We start from the raw sequence: 20,850 nt of genomic DNA on the forward strand, positions 1-20,850 counted from the left end.
GTCGGGCTTACATCGGGGAGGCGGGCGCGATTGTAGCAGACAAGGGGCGTGAGCACACGCCCCATCGTCGCTGCGCCGTAATCAATGCGGCTGAGTGTCGCTCTGCGCGGCCGGCTTGACCTCGGTGAAGTCTTCCTCGGGCAACGCCGGCAGCTCCTTGCCGCAATAGTCGCTGCCCAGCTTGGTCAATGCCCCGCACACGCCCTCCAGGCGCTCGTCGACCGCGTGCAGGTGATCGAGCATCTGGCCGATGGCGCGAGCCACCGGGTCGGGCATGTCGCCACTGACACCATAGGCATCGAAGCCGATCTTGTCGGCCATGGCCTTGCGCTTGGCCTCGACCTCGTCGTCCTCGGCCTTGACGATGATCCGCCCGGGGATGCCGACCGCGGTGGCACCGGCCGGCACCGCCTTGGTCACCACCGCGTTGGAACCGATCTTGGCCCCCGCGCCGACGGTGAACGGGCCGAGCACCTTGGCCCCGGCACCGACCACCACGCCGTTCTCCAGGGTCGGGTGGCGCTTGCCCTTGTTCCAGCTGGTGCCGCCCAGGGTCACGCCCTGGTACAGGGTGACGTCGTCGCCGATCTCGGCGGTCTCGCCGATGACGATGCCCATGCCGTGGTCGATGAAGAAGCGCCGGCCGATGGTGGCGCCCGGATGGATCTCGATACCGGTCAGCCAGCGGCCGAAGTTCGACACCAAGCGCGCCAGCCACTTGAAGTCACGCACCCACAGGGCATGGCCCAGACGATGCAGCCAGATGGCGTGCATACCCGGGTAGCAGGTCAGTACCTCGAAGGCGTTGCGCGCCGCCGGGTCACGATGGAATACGCTCTGGATATCTTCACGCAGACGTTCGAACATCTTTTTAGTCCTTGCGCTTATGCGGCTCGCCCCTGGCGACCTTCTGGGTCTCGGTGAGGATGCCGCGCAAAATGCTCATTTCCGAACGATTGACCGCGCTGCGCCCATAGAGCCGGCGCAGGCGCGGCATCAGGTGCTTGGGCTTCTCGGGGTCAAGGAAGCCGATGTCCACCAGGGTTTTCTCCAGGTGTTCGTAGAACAGCTCCATCTCGTCCATGGTCGCCAGCTCGCCGCTGCGCAGCGAGTTGGCTTCGAATTTCTCGACCTTCGACGGCGCCCCTTGGGCCACCAGCCAGGCCATGCGCACCTCGTAGGCGAGCACCTGGACGGCAGCGGCAAGGTTCAACGAGCTGAAGTCGGGGTTCGAGGGAATGTGCACGTGAAAGTGACATCGCTGCAGTTCTTCGTTGGTCAGGCCGGCGTGCTCGCGACCGAACACCAGGGCGATTTCCTCGCCGGCGCCGGCCTGCTCCACGACCTTGATCCCGCACTCGCGGGGGTCGAGCAGCGGCCACGGGATACTGCGGTCGCGGGCGCTGGTGCCAAGCACCAGGCTGCAGCCGACCAGCGCCTGCTCGAGGCTGCCCACCACTTGGGCGTTATCCAGCACATCGTCGGCACCGGAGGCACGCGCAGTGGCGTCCACGGCGGGGAAATCCTGTGGCTGGACCAGTACCAGGCGCGACAAGCCCATGTTTTTCATGGCACGAGCAGCGCCGCCGATATTGCCGGGGTGGCTGGTATTGACCAGAACAACACGAATATTTTGCAGCAAGGTATCGAGCTCACAGATACAAGGAAAAGGGGAATCGATCTTACAGAACCGACAGGCGTAACGCCATGAAAGCAAATGTCACCCTTCTGCCGGAACAGTTTTCTGATAGAATGTGCGGCTTTCTTCTTTAACATCCCAGGTGAAACGCCCATGCAGCCTATGCTGAATATCGCGCTGCGCGCCGCTCGCAGCGCCAGTGAACTGATTTTCCGCTCCATCGAACGCCTGGATAGCATCAAGGTCGACGAGAAAGAGGCCAAGGACTACGTCTCCGAGGTCGATCGCGCCGCCGAGCAGAGCATCGTCAACGCCCTGCGCAAGGCCTACCCGAACCACTCCATCCAGGGAGAGGAAACCGGCCTGCACGCCGGCTCCGGCGAAGACGGCAAGGACTACCTGTGGATCATCGATCCGCTGGACGGCACCACCAACTTCCTGCGTGGCGTTCCTCACTTCGCGGTCAGCATCGCCTGCAAGTACCGCGGCCGCCTCGAGCACGCCGTGATCGTCGACCCGGTACGCCAGGAAGAATTCACCGCCAGCCGCGGTCGCGGCGCCCAGCTCAACGGCCGCCGCCTGCGCGTCAGCTCGCGCAGCAGCCTGGAAGGCGCCCTGCTGGGTACCGGTTTCCCGTTCCGTGACAACCAGATCGCCGACCTGGACAACTACCTGGGCATGTTCCGCGCCCTCACCGGCCAGACCGCCGGCATCCGCCGCGCCGGCGCTGCCAGCCTGGACCTGGCCTACGTCGCCGCCGGCCGTTTCGACGCCTTCTGGGAGTCGGGCCTGTCCGAGTGGGACATGGCTGCGGGCGTACTGCTGATCCAGGAAGCGGGTGGCCTGGTGAGCGACTTCAACGGTGGCCACGACTTCCTCGACAAGGGCCATATCGTCGCGGGCAACATCAAGTGCTTCAAGGCGGTGCTGACCGCCATCCAACCGCACCTGCCCGAGCACATGAAGCGCTAAGCGCGGATTGCAGCCACAAAAAAAGCACCCCGCGGACCGCGCGGGGTGCTTTTTTTGTGGCTGCAATTCACAACAGCGTGGGAGCGAGCGTGCCCGCGAACAAGGGTGTAGCCCTTGCTAAAGGGCATCTCCCACAAGGGGAGTTATTGGCCGACCTGGTTGTCACTCAGGACCAGGTTACCGTTCTTGTCCAGCGGGATGGTCGAGCCCGGCTCGTGGTTCATCTTCACCTGGCCGACCTTGTCGCCAATGGAGTACTTCACGTTATAGCCAACCACCTTCTCACTGATGTCGTTAACCGTGTTGCAGCGGGTCTGGGTGGTGGTATAGGTGTCACTGTTCTGCATGTGCTCCTGCACCTTGTTGCCCGCATAGCCACCACCGACCGCACCGGCCACGGTGGCGATCTTCTTGCCCGTGCCACCACCGATCTGGTTACCCAGCAGGCCACCCGCCAGGGCACCGACCACGGTGCCGGCGATCTGGTGCTGGTCCTTGACCGGCGCCTGGCGCGTCACGGTAACGTCCTTGCACACCTCACGCGGCGTCTTCACCTGTTGCTTGATCGGCTGCACGTCCATGACCTGGGCGTACTCAGGCCCCTTGTTCACCAAGCTGTAGGTCGCCACAGCACCTCCGGCGGTCACACCGACAGCACCCAGTACCGCACCCACCAGCATTGATTTGTTCACGCGAACCTCCTGATCGTACCCGCGGGATCTTGCCCGCCTTCTCCCAGCCTTGGAGCGAAAAAAAAGGCGCGAGTTCAACACTCGCGCCCTTCTTTACGCCAAACGGTGTAGGACAACGCCTTACGGACGGTCGTCCACCCCCTCGGCCTTGACCGTCGGGATCAGGTCTTCGCTGCTCAGGTTCAGCCAGATCAACACCACGTTGGCGATGTAGATCGACGAGTAGGTACCCGCCAGGACACCGATGAACAGCGCCAGGGAGAAGCCGAACAGGTTGTCGCCGCCGAAGAACAGCAGCGCGGCCAGGGCCAGCAAGGTCGACACCGAGGTGGCGATGGTCCGCAGCAGGGTCTGGGTGGTCGAGACGTTGATGTTCTCGATCAGCGAGGCCTTGCGCATGACCCGGAAGTTCTCGCGCACGCGGTCGAATACGACGATGGTGTCGTTGAGCGAGTAACCGATGATCGCCAGCACCGCAGCCAGCACCGTCAGGTCGAAGGTGATCTGGAAGAACGACAGGATACCCAGCGTCACCACCACGTCGTGGACCAGCGAGACGATGGCACCGACGGCGAACTTCCACTGGAAGCGGAAGGCCAGGTAGACCAGGATGCCGCCCAGGGCCAGGAGCATGCCCAGGCCGCCCTGGTCACGCAGTTCCTCGCCCACTTGCGGGCCGACGAACTCGACGCGCTTGACCGTCGCCTGGTTGTCGCCGCCAACCTTCTGCAAGGCCGCCGCGACACGGTTGCCCAACTGCGGATCATCGCCCGGCATACGTACCAGCAGGTCGGTGGTGGCACCGAAGCTCTGCACCACGGCCTCCCCGAAGCCCGCCTGGGCCAGCTCGGCACGTACCGTCGTAAGGTCCGCCGGACGCTCGTAGGTCAGCTCGATGAGCGTACCGCCGGTGAAGTCCAGACCGAAGTTCAGGCCCTTCTGCCACCAACTGAACAAGGCCAGCACGGTGAGGAGCAGGGTAATGGCGAACGCGACATTGCGCACGCCCATGAAATTGATGGTTTTCATCGCAGCTCCCTCAAACCCACAGCTTCTTGATGTCACGCCCGCCGCAGGTCAGGTTGACCATGGCGCGGGTCACCATGACGGCGGTGAACATCGAGGTGAAAATCCCGAGGGACATGGTGACCGCGAAGCCCTTGACCGGGCCGGTACCCATGGCGAACAGGATGCCACCGACCAGCAGGCTGGTCAGGTTGGCGTCGATGATCGCGGTGTAGGCACGGTTGAAGCCTTCGTGGATGGCGCGCTGCACCGACATGCCAGCCCTGATTTCCTCGCGGATCCGCGAGAAGATCAGCACGTTGGCGTCCACCGCCATACCCATGGTCAGCACGATACCGGCGATACCCGGCAGGGTCAGCGTCGCACCCAACAGCGACATCAGCGCCAGCAGCAGGACCATGTTGCCCGCCAGGGCGATGGTAGCGATCACGCCGAAGCCACGGTAGATGGCCATGATGAACAGCGAGACGAACAGCATGCCCCACAGGGAGGCATCGATGCCCTTGACGATGTTGTCGGCGCCCAGGCTCGGGCCGATGGTGCGCTCCTCGGCGAAGTACATCGGCGCGGCCAGGCCACCGGCGCGCAGCAGCAGGGCCAGCTCGGACGACTCGCCCTGGCCGTTCAGGCCGGTGATGCGGAACTGGCTGCCCAGCGGCGACTGGATAGTGGCCAGGCTGATGATCTTCTTCTCTTCCTGGAAGCTCTGTACCGGCACTTCCTTCTCGACGCCATCTACCGTCTGCTTGACATAGCGCGTCACCGGTTTCTGCTCGATGAAGATCACCGCCATGCTACGACCGACATTGGTGCGGGTGGCGCGGCTCATCAGCTCGCCGCCGTGGCCGTCGAGGCGGATGTTGACCTGCGGGCGGCCCTGCTCGTCGAAGCTGGCCTGGGCATCGGTGACCTGGTCACCGGTGATGATCAAGCCACGCTCGACCGCGGCGGAGCGCCCGCCTTCACGGAACTCGAACACCTCGGTGGTGGCCTTGGAAGCGCCCGGCTCGGCACCGAAGCGGAACTCCAGGTTGGCGGTCTTGCCGAGGATACGCTTGGCCTCGGCGGTGTCCTGCACGCCTGGCAGCTCGACCACGATACGGTTGGCACCCTGGCGCTGGACCAGCGGCTCGGCCACGCCCAGCTCGTTGACCCGGTTGCGCACGGTGGTCAGGTTCTGCTTGATCGAGTATTCGCGGATCTCGGCGACTTTCGCCTGGGTCAGCGCCAGACGCAGCACGGCGAGCTCGTTGCGCTCGGTGGTGGTCAGGTCGAAATCATTGAAATTCTTGCGGATCAGGCTACGGGCCTGCTCGCGGGTGGCATCGTCGGCGAAGCCCAGCATGATGCCGCCGTCCTGCTGGGGCAGGCTGCGATAGCGGATGCGCTCTTTGCGCAGCAGGGTCTTCACTTCGCCTTCATAGACCTTCAGGCGGGCGTTCATGGCCTTGTCCATGTCCACTTCCAGCAGGAAGTGGACACCACCGGACAGGTCCAGGCCCAGCTTCATCGGGCTGGCGCCCAGGTTGCGCAGCCATTGCGGGGTGGTCTGGGCCAGGTTCAGGGCCACGACGTAATCATCGCCCATGGCCTTGCGCACCACATCCTTGGCCGGCAGCTGATCTTCCTGGTTGACCAGGCGCACCAGCGCGCTGCCCTTCTCGCCCAGGCTGCTGCCCTTGACGGTGATGCCGGCATCGGTCAGGGCCATGGTGGCGCGGTCCAGGTCGGCCTGGGAGACCTGCAGGGCCGAACTGGCACCGCTGATCTGCACCGCCGGGTCATCCGGGTAGAGGTTGGGAGCGGAATAAATAAAGCCGATCGCCAGTACCACCAGGATCAGCAGGTATTTCCACAGAGGGTATTTGTTCAGCATCACGCCGCCCGTTCAAGACGCGGGGCGCGTTGCGCGCCCCGACTGGAAAAGAAAAACGATGACTCAGATAGCCTTGAGCGTACCTTTTGGCAGGGTCGCCGCCACGGCGCCCTTCTGGAACTTCAGCTCGACGTTGTCGGAAACTTCCAGGACCACGAAATCATCGGAAACCTTGACGATCTTGCCAGCGATACCGCCGTTGGTGACGACTTCGTCACCTTTTTGCAAGTTGCTCAGCAGGTTCTTCTGCTCTTTGGCACGCTTGGCCTGCGGACGCCAGATCATCAGGTAGAAGATGACCAGGAAACCGACCAGGAAGATCCATTCGAAGCCGGTACCGGCGGGGCCGGCGGCAGGGGCAGCAGCGTCCGCGTAGGCGGCGGGAATCAGAAAGCTCATTGGGCACTCCAGTGACTAAGGTTTTGTTAAGTGCGGACAGTCAGTCCAAGGGCGGCACAGGCAGCCCGCGCTTGGCATAGAAGGCGTCGACAAAGGCGGCCAATTTACCTTGTTGAATAGCCTCGCGTAAACCGGCCATCAAACGCTGGTAATGGCGCAAGTTGTGGATCGTATTCAGCATGCTGCTCAGCATTTCGCCGCACTTGTCCAAGTGATGCAGATAAGCGCGAGAGAAGTTCTTGCAGGTGTAGCAGTCGCAGGTTGGATCCAGTGGCGAATCATCATGGCGATGGAACGCGTTGCGGATCTTGATCACCCCGGTATCGACGAACAGATGGCCGTTGCGCGCGTTGCGCGTGGGCATCACGCAATCGAACATGTCGACGCCGCGGCGCACACCCTCCACAAGATCCTCGGGTTTGCCTACCCCCATAAGGTAACGAGGTTTGTCAGCGGGCATCTGCGCCGGCAGGTAGTCCAGCACCTTGATCATTTCGTGCTTGGGCTCCCCCACCGACAGGCCGCCGATCGCCAGGCCGTCGAAACCGATGTTTTCCAGGGCCTCCAGCGAACGCATGCGCAGGTCCTGGTACATGCCGCCCTGGACGATGCCGAACAGCGCCGCGGTATTGTCGGCATGGGCGTTCTTCGAGCGCTGGGCCCAGCGCAGCGACAGCTCCATGGAGGCTTGCGCCACGTCGTGCTCGGCCGGGTACGGCGTGCACTCGTCGAAGATCATCACGATGTCCGAGCCCAAGTCGCGTTGGACCTGCATGGATTCCTCCGGCCCCATGAACACCTTGGAACCGTCCACCGGCGAGGCGAAGGTCACGCCCTCTTCCTTGATCTTGCGCATGGCGCCCAGGCTGAACACCTGGAAGCCGCCGGAGTCGGTGAGGATCGGGCCTTTCCATTGCATGAAGTCGTGCAGGCTGCCGTGCTTCTTGATCACCTCGGTACCCGGGCGCAGCCACAGGTGGAAGGTATTGCCAAGGATGATCTCGGCGCCGATGGCTTCGATATCGCGTGGCAGCATGCCCTTGACCGTGCCATAGGTGCCCACCGGCATGAACGCCGGGGTTTCCACCGTGCCACGGGGGAAGGTCAGGCGGCCGCGACGGGCCTTGCCGTCGGTGGCCAGCAGTTCGAAGGACATTCGACAGGTGCGACTCATGCTTGATCCTCGGGGCCGCGTGGCGCCGGATTGCGGGTGATGAACATGGCATCACCGTAACTGAAGAAGCGGTACTCCTGCTCGACCGCCGCCGCGTAGGCAGCCATGGTCTCGGGGTAGCCGGCGAAGGCCGAGACCAGCATCAGCAGCGTGGACTCCGGCAGGTGGAAATTGGTGACCAGGGCATCGACCACATGGAACGGCCGGCCCGGGTAGATGAAGATGTCGGTGTCGCCACTGAAGGCTTTCAGCTGGCCATCACGCGCCGCGCTCTCCAGCGAGCGCACGCTGGTGGTCCCCACCGCGATCACCCGACCGCCACGGGCACGGCAGGCCTCGACGGCGTCCACCACCGCCTGGCTGACTTCCAGCCACTCCTTGTGCATGTGGTGGTCCTCGATCTTGTCGACGCGCACCGGCTGGAAGGTCCCGGCCCCCACGTGCAGGGTGACGAAGGCGCATGCCACGCCCTTGTCGGCGATCTTCTCCAGCAGCGACTCGTCGAAGTGCAGCCCCGCCGTGGGCGCTGCCACCGCGCCGGCACGTTCGGCGTAGACGGTCTGGTAGCGCTCGCGGTCGGCGCCTTCGTCGGGCCGGTCGATATAAGGCGGCAGCGGCATGTGCCCTACCCGCTCCAGCAGCGGCAGCACGTCCTCGCTGAACCGCAGCTCGAACAGCGTCTCGTGGCGCGCGACCATCTCGGCCTCGCCGCCGCCGTCGATGAGGATTTGCGTACCCGGCTTGGGCGCCTTGCTGGCGCGTACGTGGGCGAGCACGCGGTGGTTGTCCAGCACGCGCTCGACCAGCACCTCCAGCTTGCCACCGGAGGCCTTCTGGCCGAACAGCCGCGCCGGGATCACCCGGGTATTGTTGAACACCATCAGGTCGCCCGGGCGCAGGTATTCGAGCAGGTCGGTGAAGCGCCGGTGCGAAAGCGCCCCGCTCGGCCCGTCGAGGACCAGCAGACGGCTGCCATGGCGCTCGGCCAGGGGGTGGCGGGCGATCAGGGAATCGGGGAGTTCGAAGGAAAAATCGGCGACGCGCATGATGGTGTTCGGTTCGACAGGGCCGGAAAGTTTAGCCCAACGCGCGAAAATTGACCATGAAACCCGATTGACCGACCCTCGACGCCTCTCTATACTGCGGCGCCACAAGCCCTGATGGCGGAATTGGTAGACGCGGCGGATTCAAAATCCGTTTTCGAAAGGAGTGGGAGTTCGAGTCTCCCTCGGGGCACCAAGATCCGAAAGAACCGACCTTATGGTCGGTTTTTTTATGCCTGGAATTCTGGATGCCAATCCGACCGTTCCAGCACGCCGCAGGTGATTCCGATAGACAAGGCATTATTTCCCACTTCAGCGCTCTGCCTGTGGGAGCGGCCTTGTGTCGCGATTGGGGCGCACAACGCCCCTACACCGCCTTCCAACGCGATCAACGATCTCGTTTCGCACATCCATGCAGCCTCCGCATACGCCCAATGCAGCGATTGCAGTGCCCCGTTGACGAGGCACAAGCGGAACAACGAAAAAGCCCCTTGTTCTGAACAAACACATAAGCCAACATTACAGAGAATCATTCTCATGAAGAGCCGATCATGCCCTCCGCCACCCTGCACCAGCTCTACCAGACCCACAACGGCTGGCTGAACACCTGGCTCCGCGCACGCCTGGGCAACTCCAGCGATGCCGCCGACCTGGCGCAGGACACTTTCATGCGCGTGCTGGCCGCCCGCAACGTCGAGGCCATCCGCGAACCGCGCACCTACCTCAGCTCCATCGCCCGCGCCTTGATGATCGATCGCTTCCGCCGCCGTGCCGTGGAACAGGCCTACCTCGACGCCCTGGCCCTGCGCCCGGAGCCGCTGGACATCTCCCCGGAAACGCGCCTGCTGATCCTCGAAACCCTCACCGCCGTGGATGCCATGCTCGACGGCCTGGGCGATCGCACCCGTACGGTATTCCTGGCGGTGCAACTGGAAGGCCTGAGCTACGTGGCCACGGCGCAGCGCCTGAACGTGTCGGTGACCACGGTGAAGAAGCACATGATCCGCGCCATGACCCAGTGCCTGCTGCTGGTGGAAGACTGAGCGATGCTGGAGCGCAAGGTGCTGGAGGCCGCGGCCACCTGGTACGTGCAGCTCAATGCCGCGCCGCCAGGCCAGGCCGATCATGCTGGCTGGCAAGCGTGGCTGGAGCAGGACGAGCGCCACGCCAGGGCCTGGGCACGATTAGAAAAATTGCAACGCCAGCTCGACACACTCCCCGGCGAGATCGCCCTGCCGGCCCTGGCCGGTGTCCGCACAAGGCGCCGGGCGGTGGCCAAGGTGCTGGGGCTGTTGCTGGCCGCTGGCGCCACGGGCTGGGGCCTGCAGGTGATCGAACCGTTGTCGTCGCGGCTGGCGCAGTATCGTACCCGCAAAGGCGAGCGGCGCCATGTGCACCTGGCCGATGGCGGGCGGTTGGAGATCAACACCAACAGTGCCCTGGACGTTCTCTATGGCGCGACCCTGCGCGAGGTACGCCTGCACCACGGCGAAGTCCTCATCCAGACGGCAGCCGATACGGCGCAGCGGCCCTTCATCGTGCATACCCCACAGGGCAGCATCCGCGCCCTGGGCACGCGCTTCAGCGTACGCAGCGAAGGCCAGCGCTGCCTGGTCCAGGTCACGGCGCATGCGGTCGAACTGCGTCCGGCACAGTCCCCCAGCCGCCTGCTGCGACTGGAAGCCGGCCAACAGGCCTGGTTCGACGATCATCGCCTGGATGTGCCGAGCCCCCTGCCCGACGATAGCGATGCCTGGGTGCGCGGCATGCTGATGGTGGTGGACTGGCGCCTGCGCGACCTGGTCGTCGAGCTCGGCCGCTACCGCCCGGGCTTGCTGGCCTGCAGCGACGCCGTCGCCGACCTGCGCGTCTCCGGCGCCTTCCGCCTGGACGATAGCGATCGCATCCTGGAAAACCTGGCCACATCACTGCCGATCCGGGTGCGTTACCTGACCCGCTACTGGGTGCGCATCGAGGCCGCATGAAAAATTTCCTGCAAAGGGTTGCCGATTTTCATTCTCATTCGGCCAAGCACTGAAGCGGCGACAACTGCCGCACCTTTGCCACGCCAACCCTAGGAAAACACGATGCCCCGTCTTGCCCTGGCCCATGCCATCCACCTGGCCTTGTTTGGCCTGATCGCCACGCCCTTGATCCCCACGGCCTACGCTGCCGAGCAGAACCAGGCCCGTCATTTCGAGATCGAGCCGGGCCCACTGGGTTCCGCCCTGAGCCAGTTCGCCAGCCATGCGGGGGTGAACCTGTCGTTCGCCAGCGAGCAGACCCAAGGCCTGACCTCGCCCGGCCTGCGTGGCCACTACTCGGTGGAGGATGGCCTGGCCCATCTGCTGGCCGGCAGTGGCCTGCAGGCGCGGCGCCAGAGCAATGGCGGCTACGTGCTGATGCCGGTTTCGGCACCGGGAGAAACCGCCCTGGAGCTGACCGCCCTGAGCATCTCCGGCAAGGCGCCGGGCTCGACCACCGAGGGCTCGGGCTCCTACACCACCGAGTCGTCGAGCAGCTCGACCCGCCTGAACCTGTCGCTCAAGGAAACCCCACAATCGGTCACCGTGCTGACCCGCCAGCGCCTGGAAGACCAGAAGCTCGACAACCTCACCGACGCCCTCGACGCCACCACCGGCATCACCGTGGTACGCGAAAGCATTGGCGGCGACAGCACCACCTACCTGTCGCGCGGCTTCCCGATCAACAACTTCGAGATCGACGGCGTACCCACCTCGTCGCGCATGGACAACTACACCCAGAACACCGCCATGTACGACCGAGTCGAAGTGGTGCGCGGTGCCACCGGCCTGATCAGCGGGCTGGGCAACCCGTCGGCGACCATCAACCTGATCCGCAAGCGCCCCACCGTGGATCCACAGGTCCTGCTGTCGGCCGAAGCCGGTAGCTGGGACCGCTACGGCCTGAGCGTGGATGTGGGCGGCGCGCTGAACGACAGCGGCAACGTGCGTGGCCGCTTCGTCGCCGACCAGAAGGACCAGCATGCCTGGATCGACCGCTTCAACCAGGAGCTGTCGACCCTCTATGGCATCACCGAACTCGACCTGAGCGACTCGACCCTGCTGACACTGGGCTTCAGCCACCAGGTCACCCACGCCAACGCACCGATGCGCACGGGCTTTCCGCTGTTCACCACCGACGGCGACCTGACCGACATCCGCCGCTCGTTCAACCCCTCGCCCGACTGGACCTACTACGACCGCAAGCAGAGCACACTTTTCGCCTCGGTCGAGCAGCACTTCGCCAACGGCTGGAGCGGCAAGCTGGAATACAGCCACGCCCGCAATGACTACGACAGCGTGGTCACCTACATGAGCGGCGAAATCGACAAGGCCACCGGTGCCGGGGCCTACATCATGCCGACCCGCTGGAAGGCCACGCCCGAGCAGGACAACCTCGACGCCTACATGACCGGCACCTTCCCTTTGTTCGGCCGTGAACACGAACTGATCACCGGCGTCACCCTGTCACGCATCGAGGAGCGCGGCACCGCCAACTATGGCGGCTGGCAGCGCCCAGGGTCCGGCTACCAGGGCACCATCGACAACATCTATACCTGGGACGGCCATGCGCCCAAACCGGTATTCAACAAAATCGGCGAAGACGACCTGACCGAAACCCAGTACGGCGCCTACCTGACGTCGCGCTGGCACCTGAGCGATGCCGCCAGCCTCATCGTCGGCGCACGGGTGGTGGACTGGAACCGCGAGAACAAGAGCCGTCTCTATGCCGGTTCGAGCAGCAAGAGCGAGCGCACCGAGACCGGCATCGTCATCCCCTATGCGGGCTTCGTCTATGACCTGGACGACACCTGGACCGCCTATGCCAGCTACACGCAGATCTTCAACCCACAGTCGTCGAACATCCGCGACGTCAATGGCACCCCCCTCGATCCCCTGGAGGGCACGGGCTACGAACTGGGCTTGAAGGCAGGCTTCTACGAAGGCCGGCTCAATGCCAGCCTGGCGCTGTTCCGGGTCGAGCAAGACAACCTCGCGGTGGCCGACGGTGACCGCCTGCAACCCAATGGCTACCAGGCCTACAAGGCCGAGAGCGGCACCACCAGCGAAGGCGTGGAGCTGGAGGTCAATGGTGAACTCGCCGACGGCTGGCAGATCACCGGCGGCTACTCCTACAGCGTCAGCTTCAACGATGACGACCATCGCATCGTCACCGAGATCCCGCGCAACAGCGTCAAGCTGTTCACCACCTACCGCCTGCCCGGTGCGCTGGACAAGCTGACCGTCGGCGGCGGGGTGAACTGGCAGAGCGAGACCGGCTACGACCTGAGCTACGCCACCACCCAGAGCAGCTATGCCCTGGCCAACCTGATGGCGCGCTATCAGATCACCCCGTCGCTGTCGGCCACGCTCAACGTCAACAACCTGTTCGACAAGGAGTACTACACCACCACCGCCGCCGGGCTGTATGGCGCGCCGCGCAACTTCATGACGACGTTGCGCTACGCCTACTGAGGTACAGGGGCCCTTGGTTTCGATGAGCTCGGTGAACGTGTCCTCACCGGCCTTGGGAGCCAGAGGCCCCAAGGCATGGAACTGCGTCGTCTCAATGCTGCGGTTGGAAGCCCGTGCTGCTGTTCCCGGACCAGTTAACCCAACTGGTCCCCGCTACCACGGTGCGATTGCGACCTTCGCTCTTGGCCTGGTAGAGCGCCGTGTCCGCCTCATGCAGCCAGGCCTCGGCATTGGTCAGGTGCAGCCCGAACGGCGCGATGCCGATACTCAGGCTCAAGCGCAAATGCGCCAAGGCAGGGTCGCGGTATTCCTCGACGGCCTGGCGCAGACGCTCGAGGATTTCCCTGGCCTGTGCCGGTGTGGTGCCGGGGAGCATGACGCAGAACTCGTCCCCGCCATAACGGGCCACGGGGTCGCTCTTGCGCAGGTAACTGGAAAAGAAGGCACTCACGATGCGCAGGATATTGTCCCCGACCAGATGCCCATGGCCATCGTTGATCTGCTTGAAGTGGTCGATATCGATCAGAGCCAGGGTGTTGGGCAGGTGGTTGGCGCGGCAGTGCTCGAATTCACGCAGCAACAGGTCTTTCCAGGCACCGTGGTTGATCAGCCCGGTCAGGCTGTCGGTCTGGCTCAGGCGTGCCAGGGCACGCTTGTGCTCGCCAAGCAGTACGGTGACCCGGTAGCAGATCATGCCGATGGCCATGGGGTAGACCAGCAGGATCGGCAGGCAGGCGAGCATCTGCACCTGGCTGGTCTCGGGGAACAGCGGCGGCGCGTACAGCCACAGGCCCAGGCCGATGCCCAGCAACTGGGCCAGGAGGGTCTTGAACAGCATGTGCCAGCCGCCAGCGGCGATCTTGTCCATGGCGATCATCGACAGGATGATCACGCTCGGCAGCGGATTCAGGCCCATGACCCCAGCCCAGCAGCCGCCGGCGAAGCCGTCGAACACCAGGTTGCGCTGCTCGCAGCGAAAAGGTTGCGACGACAGCCGGGCGATCTGGAAAGCCAGGTGCGGCCAGACGAAGCCATGGGCCACCAGCAACGCCCATGTCCACCAGGCCGGCTGCAGCGGCCAGATACCGATCATCACACAGAAGAAGCCCAGCCCCGTGCCGATGGCACGCGGCACGTACATGCGCTTGGCAAAAGAGAGGCCCTTACCCGTTCGCTCGCTCATAGAGGATCACCGATTCGACTGCTGTCCTGGAGGGCACCGGACAGGCGACAGGGCGGGGAAAGGCCCTGGGGTACGGCGACCGCGGCATTGTGCCATCAGCCAGAAGCCGACTTCAAATAACCTGGACGAATTGCATGGGCATGGATAATGTCATCTCGGAATCCACTACTTCCAGCCTGCCATGCGCCTGAACCACCGCCCTGCCCAGCCCGCCGACATCGCTGCCATCTGCCGCTTTCCCCAGGGCCCGGACGAGCTGTTCTACATGTTCCCCAAGGCCAGCTACCCCCTGACCCCGGCCCAACTGAGCGAAGCCATCGCCCAGCGCAGCGGCTCGACGGTGGTCGAGGCCGATGACGAGGTGCTGGGCTTCGCCAACTTCTACAAGGCCGAGCACGGTGGCGTGTGCGCCCTGGGTAATGTGGTGGTGGCGCCGAAGGCGCGTGGCTGTGGCGTAGCGCGCTACCTGGTGCAATGCATGATCGACAAGGCACGGGAACAGTTCGCGGCGCGGGAGGTGTGGGTGTCGTGCTTCAACCACAACACCGCCGGGTTGCTGCTTTATCCACAGCTGGGCTTCGTGCCGTTTGGCATCGAGGAACGGCAGGCGCCGGAGGGTGGCAGGGTGGCGTTGGTGCAGATGAGGCAAGTGCTCTGCGACCCCGATAAACCTCTTGCTACACCCTCCCCCCACCTCAAGCACGCACATAGCGCTGACGCAGCAGGTCGCTGAACGCATCCACCAGCAACACCAGCACCAGCATGGCGATGATCACCGTACTGGCCTGCGCCTCCTGGAACAGGCTCAAGGTGGTATAGAGCATCTGCCCCAACCCACCCGCGCCCACGAAGCCGAGCACGCTGGCCATGCGGATGTTGTTCTCCCAGCGGTACAGGCTGTAGGCGAGCAACTGCGGCCAGAGGTTGGGCAAGGTACCGAAACAGAACGCCACGGCCTGGCTACCGCCCTGCAGGCGGATGGCTGCAGCAGGCTCAGCGGGTGCATTTTCCAGCGCTTCGGCGAACAGTCGGCCAAGCACACCGGTGGTGTGCAATGCCAGCGCCAGGGTGCCGGCATTCGGCCCAAGGCCCGCGGCCAGGACGGTCAGGGCCGCCCAGACCAGCTCGGGAATGGCACGCAGGGCGTTGAGCAGCAGGCGCGCCAGCGATTGCAAGGGCCAACCGAATCGCCCTGCGGCAGGCAGCGCCAGCAGCAACCCCAGGGCCATCGCCAGCAAGGTGCCCAGGCCGGACATGGCCAGAGTCTCCAAGGCCCCCCAACCCACTGCCCGCAAATGGTCGGTGGACAGGTCCGGGCTGAGGAAGCGCGTGGCATATTCGCCCATCTGCGCCAACCCACCGTGGCCGATCACCGAGGCGAGGTCCAGCTCCAGGTAGCCGAACGAGGCCACCACCGCTGCCAGGATGCAGACGATCACCGACAGGTTGAGCAAACGGCTCACGCCAACCTCCCACGCAGGATGCGGCTGAGCAGGTCGGCGAGCATCACCAGCACCAGGAACGCCAGCAGCATGCTCGCCACTTCGGCCCCGGCGAACATACGCATGGACAGGTCGATCTGCTGCCCCAGTCCGCCCGCACCGACGAACCCCATCACCACCGAGGCCCGCACCGCGCACTCCCAACGGTAGACGGTGTACGACACCACCTCCGCGGCCGCATTGGGCAGGATACCGTAGAAGAAGGCCGCCAGCCGGCCGCTGCCAGCCTGCAACAGGGCATGGACCGGGCGCTGGTCGACCGACTCGAAGATCTCCGCATAGACCTTGCCGAGCATGCCGCTGTAGGTGATGGCGATGGCCAGCACGCCAGCGGTCGGCCCCAGCCCCACGGCACGCACGAACAACAGCGCCCAGACGATCTCCGGCACGCTGCGCAGGAACACCAGAAGGCCCCGCACCGGCAGGCGCAGGATGCGCGACCAGGGCCCGGCACGCCCGCCCCGGGATGCCGCGCCCAGCGACAGCGCACGGCTGGCCAGCAGACTCGTCGGCACCGCCAGCAGCAGCGCCAGGGCCATGCCGGCGGTCGCCACGGCCAGGGTCTGCAAGGTGGCCTCGAACAGCAATGCGAGAAAGTCGCGGTCATGGGCAGGCGGCCAGAAGGCCGCGACGAAGCTGCCCATCTGCTGCCGGTTCTCCTCCTGCAGCAGCACGCCGGGGTTCAATTCGCTCAATTGCACCCCTGGCCACAACACGGCCAGGGCCAGCAAGGTCAGCAACAGACGGGGCAAGGCCGCCGGGTCGCGGGCATCGGCCTTCAGCATCGCGGGATCTGCACCGTCAAGGTCGGCCCCGGCACAGGCGGTGAGCTGAGTTGCTCGTTGGCGTAGAGCGCATCCAGCAGGCTCTCGGTAACGGCCTCGGCCGGGCAGTCGAAAACCACCTGGCCATCGCGGATGCCGACCACCCGGGGGAAATGCGCCAGCGCCAGTTCCACCGCATGCAGGCTGGCCACCAGGGTCACGCCGTGCTCACGGGCATGGCGGTTGAGCAGCGCCAGGCTGTGCTCGGCCAGCACCGGGTCCATGGCCGAGACCGGTTCGTCGGCCAACAGCACGTCGGGGCGCTGATACAGCGCCCGGGCGATGCCCACCCGTTGCAACTGGCCACCGGACAACTGCCCGCACTGGACGAACAGCTTGTCGGCCAGGCCCAGCTCGGCAAGCGCCTGGCGAGCACCCGGCACATCGCTGGGATAGATCAGGTTGAGCAAGCCGCGCAACGTTCCCCACTGCCCCAGGCGCCCGGCCAGCACGGCGGTGACCACCCGCTGGCGCGGCGGTAGCGGCGGTGCCTGGTGCACCAGGCCAACCCGCGCGCGCAAGCGCTGGCGGGCCCCGGACGACAGTGCCCAGGGCTGCTCGTCGAGCAGTTCCAGATGCCCCGCGCTGGGCCGTACGGCGGTGGCGATCAGGTGCAGCAGGCTGGACTTGCCGGCCCCGGACGGGCCGATGATCGCCACCCGCTCGCCCTTGTCGATGCGCAGGTCCACCGCTTCGAGGGCGCGGACCTGGCCATGGCGCAGGCCTGCGCCGTGCAGATGGATAGTCACTTGAGCAGGCCGGCCTCGCGTGCGGCTTGCTCGGTGCCCACGTAGTTCTCAGGCTTGGTCTCGATGAAGCGGCTGGCGGCCTGCAGGTCGAGGATCGCCTTGTGCTCCGGGTTGGCCGGGTCGAGGGCGAGAAAAGCCTGCTTGATCTTCTCTTTCAGGGCCGGGTCCATCTTGCCGCGCACGGTCCAGTTGTAGTCGTAGTAGGTCGGCGTGGTGGCGAACACCTTCACCTTGCTGGTATCGACCTTGCCCGAGGCGACCAGCTTGTCCCACACGCTGGCGTTGAGCACGCCGGCGTCGACCTTGCCGGCCTGGACCCAGGCAGCAGTGGCGTCATGGGCGCCGGAGTAGGCGATGCGGCTGAAATAGCCCTCGGGCTTGATGTTGTCGTTCTTGAGCATGAAGTAACGTGGCATCAGGCTGCCGGAGGTCGACGAGATCGAACCGAAGGCGAAGGTCTTGCCCTTGAGGTCGGCCAGGCTGTGCACGTCCGGGTTGGCGGTGATGAACTTGCTGGTGAACTGGGCATCCTGCTCACGCTGCACCAACGGCGTCGCGGCCGGGTCCTTCAGGTGCACCTGGACGAAGGTGAAGCCGCCCAGCCAGGCCAGGTCCAGCTTGTCGCTCGCCAGCGACTCGACCACCGCAGGGTAGTCCGCCACCGGCACGAACTTCACGTCCATGCCCAGTTGCTTCTCCAGGTACTCGCCCAACGGCTTGAACTTGCGCAGCAGTTCGGTCGGCGCCTCGTCGGGGATGGCGCTCACCCGCAAGGTTTCAGCAGCCTGGGCGATGACGGCACAGCAGGACAGCGCGAGGCCGGCGGCAAGCGCCAGGGGACGTTTGAGCATGGGGGTTCTCCGGTTCAATAGCGGGGAAGATCAGCGGCGAGCTGCCAAAGAAACTACGAGCTGCAAGAAAGAGCAAATCGGTGCACTGGCTGCTTTCGCTGGCTGCTTGAAGCTTGCCGCTGGATGGAGGGGATTATAAGAGGCGCTGGCGCAAAGGCCAGCTTTGCTACAATCGCGCATCACGAAAATCAGAGGTGCGTATGAGCGAGCCGATTCGCCTGACCCAGTACAGCCACGGCGCCGGCTGTGGCTGCAAGATCTCTCCGAAGGTGCTGGATGTGATCCTCGCCGAGAGCGGTGCCCAAGCCCTGGACCCGAAGCTCTGGGTGGGCAACGCTTCGCGCGACGACGCCGCAGTGTATGCGCTGGACGACGAGCGCGGCGTGGTCTCGACCACCGACTTCTTCATGCCCATCGTCGACGACCCGTACGATTTCGGCCGTATCGCCGCCACCAACGCCATCAGCGACATCTACGCCATGGGCGGCGACCCGCTGATGGCCATCGCCATCCTCGGCTGGCCGGTCAACCTGCTGCCGCCGGAAGTGGCCCGCGAAGTGATCCGCGGCGGCCGCGCCGTGTGCGCCGCAGCGGGTATCCCCTTGGCTGGCGGCCACTCCATCGATGCGCCCGAACCGATCTTCGGCCTGGCCGTCACCGGCGTGGTCGGCAAACGCGACCTCAAGCGCAACGATACCGCCACCCAGGGCTGCCGCCTGTACCTGACCAAGCCGCTGGGCATCGGCATCCTCACCACGGCCGAGAAGAAGTCCAAGCTGCGTGAGCAGGACCAAGGGCTGGCCCGCGACTGGATGTGCACCCTCAATACCCCTGGCAGCCGCTTCGGCAAGCTCGATGGGGTCAAGGCCATGACCGACGTGACCGGTTTTGGCTTGCTCGGGCATCTGGTCGAAGTGGCCGATGGCAGCGGCCTGACCGCGCGGCTGCAGTTCGATGCCGTGCCGCGCCTGCCCAGCGTCGCGCACTACCTGGCCGAGGGCTGCATCCCCGGCGGCACCCTGCGCAACTTCGACAGCTACGGCCACCGGATCGGCGCCCTGAACGACGACCAGAAACACCTGCTGTGCGACCCGCAGACCAGCGGTGGCCTGCTGGTGGCCGTGAGCCCCGAAGGCGAAGCCGAGTTCCTCGCCGTGGCCGCCGAACTGGGCCTGTCGCTGTCGCCGATCGGCGAGCTGGTCAAGCGACAGAGCCACGCGGTCGAGGTGTTCTGATGCGCCACGACTGCACCGATTACCGCCAGTTGTTCCTCGACGATGTGCCGATGATGGACATGCGTGCACCGGTCGAATTCGCCAAAGGCGCCTTCCCCGGCGCCGTCAACCTGCCGCTGATGAACGACCAGGAACGGCAGAAGGTCGGCACCTGCTACAAGCAGCACGGCCAGGCCGCCGCCATCGCCCTGGGCCACCAGTTGGTCAACGGCGCCACCAAGCAGCAGCGCCTGGAAGCCTGGGCCGCGTTCGCCCAGGCCCATCCGCACGGCTACCTGTACTGCTTGCGCGGCGGCCTGCGCTCGCAGATCGTCCAGGGCTGGCTGAAGGATGAAGCCGGTATCCAGTACCCCAAGGTCAAGGGCGGCTACAAGGCCATGCGGACCTTCCTGCTGGAGACCACCCAGCAGGCGGTCGAGCAGTGCGATTTCGTGCTGGTGGGCGGCTTCACCGGCACCGGCAAGACCGACGTGCTGCACCAGCTGGACAACGTGCTCGACCTGGAAGGCCACGCCAACCACCGTGGTTCCAGTTTCGGCAAGCGCGCCACCGCACAACCGGCGCAGATCGATTTCGAAAACCGCCTGGCCATCGACGTGCTGAAGAAGCGCGCCAAGGGCATGCAACAGTTCGTGCTCGAAGACGAAGGGCGTATCGTCGGTAGCTGCTCGGTGCCGCTGGAGCTGTACCAGGGCATGCAACAGTACCCGCTGGTGTGGCTGGAAGACAGCTTCGCTAATCGCGTGGAGCGCATCCTGCGCGATTACGTGATCAACCTCTGCGCCGAGTTCGTCGCCCTGCATGGCGAAGAGAACGGTCGCCGGCTGTTCGCCGAGCGGATGCTGCAGAGCATGGCCAATATCCACAAGCGCCTGGGCGGCGAGCGCTTCCAGCGCCTGTCGGCCCTGTTGGGGCAAGCGCTGGACGAGCAACTGCGCAGCGGCGATGTGAGCCTGCACCGGGGTTGGATCGAAGGGTTGCTCAACGAGTACTACGACCCGATGTATGCCTACCAGCGCGAAGCCAAGGCCAGCCGTATCGAGTTCGCCGGGGATGGCGTGGAAGTGCGGGAATACCTCAAGGCCAGGGCTCGGCGCGAACCTCGCGTAGCCCCCTAGGGCTGCTTTGCAGCCCATTCGCGGCGCCTCGGCGCCCCGACAAGGCCGCTTCGATCACCAATGATGCG

20 protein-coding genes and 1 tRNA gene are annotated in these 20,850 nt (G+C 64.9%); 8 read left to right on the plus strand and 13 right to left on the minus strand.

The window, feature by feature from the left end:
• Nucleotides 1-81: 81 nt before the first annotated feature.
• Complete coding sequence (gene cysE, locus ABFA30_RS19125) at nucleotides 82-867, minus strand: serine O-acetyltransferase (protein ID WP_253080782.1); 786 nt, start codon at nucleotides 865-867, stop codon at nucleotides 82-84.
• A 4-nt stretch (nucleotides 868-871) separates the two neighbouring features.
• The gene (gene trmJ, locus ABFA30_RS19130) at nucleotides 872-1,642 is read right to left on the minus strand and encodes a tRNA (cytosine(32)/uridine(32)-2'-O)-methyltransferase TrmJ (protein ID WP_225788605.1); all 771 of its coding nucleotides are present in this window, start codon (nucleotides 1,640-1,642) and stop codon (nucleotides 872-874) included.
• 150 nt (nucleotides 1,643-1,792) lie between these two features.
• Here trmJ and suhB point away from each other — a divergent pair, with 150 nt between their 5' ends.
• Complete coding sequence (gene suhB, locus ABFA30_RS19135; protein WP_225788604.1) at nucleotides 1,793-2,611, plus strand: inositol monophosphatase family protein; 819 nt, start codon at nucleotides 1,793-1,795, stop codon at nucleotides 2,609-2,611.
• 143 nt (nucleotides 2,612-2,754) lie between these two features.
• On the opposite strand, the gene ABFA30_RS19140 is transcribed toward suhB, so the two are convergent.
• The 6 genes from ABFA30_RS19140 to queA all read right to left on the minus strand — a co-directional run bounded on the left by ABFA30_RS19140 (nucleotide 2,755) and on the right by queA (nucleotide 8,824).
• A complete protein-coding gene (locus ABFA30_RS19140) occupies nucleotides 2,755-3,303 on the minus strand; it encodes a glycine zipper 2TM domain-containing protein (protein WP_225788603.1) in 549 nt (182 codons plus the stop codon).
• Nucleotides 3,304-3,423: 120 nt separating this feature from the next.
• Nucleotides 3,424-4,332 carry a protein translocase subunit SecF gene (secF, locus tag ABFA30_RS19145; protein ID WP_225788602.1) on the minus strand — a complete coding sequence of 303 codons (909 nt, stop codon included), beginning with the start codon at nucleotides 4,330-4,332 and terminating at the stop codon, nucleotides 3,424-3,426.
• Between the two features lie 10 nt (nucleotides 4,333-4,342).
• On the minus strand, nucleotides 4,343-6,205 hold the full coding sequence (secD, locus tag ABFA30_RS19150) for a protein translocase subunit SecD (RefSeq protein WP_410045799.1): 1,863 nt from the start codon (nucleotides 6,203-6,205) through the stop codon (nucleotides 4,343-4,345).
• 63 nt (nucleotides 6,206-6,268) lie between these two features.
• Nucleotides 6,269-6,604 carry a preprotein translocase subunit YajC gene (gene yajC, locus ABFA30_RS19155; protein ID WP_023382222.1) on the minus strand — a complete coding sequence of 112 codons (336 nt, stop codon included), beginning with the start codon at nucleotides 6,602-6,604 and terminating at the stop codon, nucleotides 6,269-6,271.
• A gap of 40 nt (nucleotides 6,605-6,644) precedes the next feature.
• The gene (tgt, locus tag ABFA30_RS19160; protein ID WP_253080793.1) at nucleotides 6,645-7,760 is read right to left on the minus strand and encodes a tRNA guanosine(34) transglycosylase Tgt; all 1,116 of its coding nucleotides are present in this window, start codon (nucleotides 7,758-7,760) and stop codon (nucleotides 6,645-6,647) included.
• A gap of 14 nt (nucleotides 7,761-7,774) precedes the next feature.
• Entirely contained in the window at nucleotides 7,775-8,824 is a 1,050-nt protein-coding gene (gene queA, locus ABFA30_RS19165; RefSeq protein WP_225788600.1) for a tRNA preQ1(34) S-adenosylmethionine ribosyltransferase-isomerase QueA, read from the minus strand.
• Nucleotides 8,825-8,932: 108 nt separating this feature from the next.
• On the opposite strand from queA, the gene ABFA30_RS19170 reads away from it, so the two are divergent.
• The 4 genes from ABFA30_RS19170 to ABFA30_RS19185 all read left to right on the plus strand — a co-directional run bounded on the left by ABFA30_RS19170 (nucleotide 8,933) and on the right by ABFA30_RS19185 (nucleotide 13,320).
• A tRNA-Leu gene (locus tag ABFA30_RS19170) sits at nucleotides 8,933-9,017 on the plus strand.
• Nucleotides 9,018-9,372: 355 nt separating this feature from the next.
• Nucleotides 9,373-9,864 (plus strand): sigma-70 family RNA polymerase sigma factor, encoded by a 492-nt coding sequence (locus ABFA30_RS19175; protein ID WP_253090575.1) that lies wholly within the window; start codon nucleotides 9,373-9,375, stop codon nucleotides 9,862-9,864.
• Nucleotides 9,865-9,867: 3 nt separating this feature from the next.
• The gene (locus ABFA30_RS19180; RefSeq protein ID WP_253090574.1) at nucleotides 9,868-10,806 is read left to right on the plus strand and encodes a FecR domain-containing protein; all 939 of its coding nucleotides are present in this window, start codon (nucleotides 9,868-9,870) and stop codon (nucleotides 10,804-10,806) included.
• A 102-nt stretch (nucleotides 10,807-10,908) separates the two neighbouring features.
• Nucleotides 10,909-13,320 carry a TonB-dependent siderophore receptor gene (locus ABFA30_RS19185; RefSeq protein WP_410045800.1) on the plus strand — a complete coding sequence of 804 codons (2,412 nt, stop codon included), beginning with the start codon at nucleotides 10,909-10,911 and terminating at the stop codon, nucleotides 13,318-13,320.
• A 91-nt stretch (nucleotides 13,321-13,411) separates the two neighbouring features.
• Here ABFA30_RS19185 and ABFA30_RS19190 read toward each other — a convergent pair whose 3' ends face one another.
• Nucleotides 13,412-14,503 carry a diguanylate cyclase gene (locus ABFA30_RS19190; RefSeq protein WP_368815353.1) on the minus strand — a complete coding sequence of 364 codons (1,092 nt, stop codon included), beginning with the start codon at nucleotides 14,501-14,503 and terminating at the stop codon, nucleotides 13,412-13,414.
• Nucleotides 14,504-14,684: 181 nt separating this feature from the next.
• Here ABFA30_RS19190 and ABFA30_RS19195 point away from each other — a divergent pair, with 181 nt between their 5' ends.
• Nucleotides 14,685-15,236, plus strand: coding sequence for an N-acetyltransferase family protein (locus ABFA30_RS19195; protein WP_410045801.1), 552 nt, complete (start codon nucleotides 14,685-14,687; stop codon nucleotides 15,234-15,236).
• On the opposite strand, the gene phnE is transcribed toward ABFA30_RS19195, so the two are convergent.
• From phnE to ABFA30_RS19215, 4 genes are read right to left on the minus strand one after another with little or no spacing between them, the layout of a single operon-like run.
• The gene (gene phnE, locus ABFA30_RS19200) at nucleotides 15,199-15,966 is read right to left on the minus strand and encodes a phosphonate ABC transporter, permease protein PhnE (RefSeq protein ID WP_225788594.1); all 768 of its coding nucleotides are present in this window, start codon (nucleotides 15,964-15,966) and stop codon (nucleotides 15,199-15,201) included. The two genes, ABFA30_RS19195 and phnE, sit on opposite strands and share 38 nt — an antisense overlap.
• Nucleotides 15,963-16,790 carry a PhnE/PtxC family ABC transporter permease gene (locus ABFA30_RS19205; protein WP_225788593.1) on the minus strand — a complete coding sequence of 276 codons (828 nt, stop codon included), beginning with the start codon at nucleotides 16,788-16,790 and terminating at the stop codon, nucleotides 15,963-15,965. The genes phnE and ABFA30_RS19205 overlap by 4 nt, the downstream gene beginning before the upstream one ends.
• The gene (locus tag ABFA30_RS19210) at nucleotides 16,784-17,578 is read right to left on the minus strand and encodes a phosphonate ABC transporter ATP-binding protein (protein ID WP_410045802.1); all 795 of its coding nucleotides are present in this window, start codon (nucleotides 17,576-17,578) and stop codon (nucleotides 16,784-16,786) included. Before ABFA30_RS19210 ends, ABFA30_RS19205 begins: the two co-directional genes overlap by 7 nt.
• Nucleotides 17,575-18,429, minus strand: coding sequence for a putative selenate ABC transporter substrate-binding protein (locus tag ABFA30_RS19215; RefSeq protein ID WP_225788591.1), 855 nt, complete (start codon nucleotides 18,427-18,429; stop codon nucleotides 17,575-17,577). Before ABFA30_RS19215 ends, ABFA30_RS19210 begins: the two co-directional genes overlap by 4 nt.
• A 200-nt stretch (nucleotides 18,430-18,629) precedes the next feature.
• Between ABFA30_RS19215 and selD the strand changes: the two genes are divergently transcribed.
• Complete coding sequence (selD, locus tag ABFA30_RS19220; protein ID WP_225788590.1) at nucleotides 18,630-19,664, plus strand: selenide, water dikinase SelD; 1,035 nt, start codon at nucleotides 18,630-18,632, stop codon at nucleotides 19,662-19,664.
• On the plus strand, nucleotides 19,664-20,782 hold the full coding sequence (gene mnmH / locus ABFA30_RS19225) for a tRNA 2-selenouridine(34) synthase MnmH (protein ID WP_410045803.1): 1,119 nt from the start codon (nucleotides 19,664-19,666) through the stop codon (nucleotides 20,780-20,782). Before selD ends, mnmH begins: the two co-directional genes overlap by 1 nt.
• The last annotated feature ends 68 nt before the right edge of the window (nucleotides 20,783-20,850 follow it).

The sequence above is a fragment of the Pseudomonas sp. HLMP genome, assembly GCF_046365545.1.
GTDB lineage: Bacteria > Pseudomonadota > Gammaproteobacteria > Pseudomonadales > Pseudomonadaceae > Aquipseudomonas > Aquipseudomonas guariconensis_B.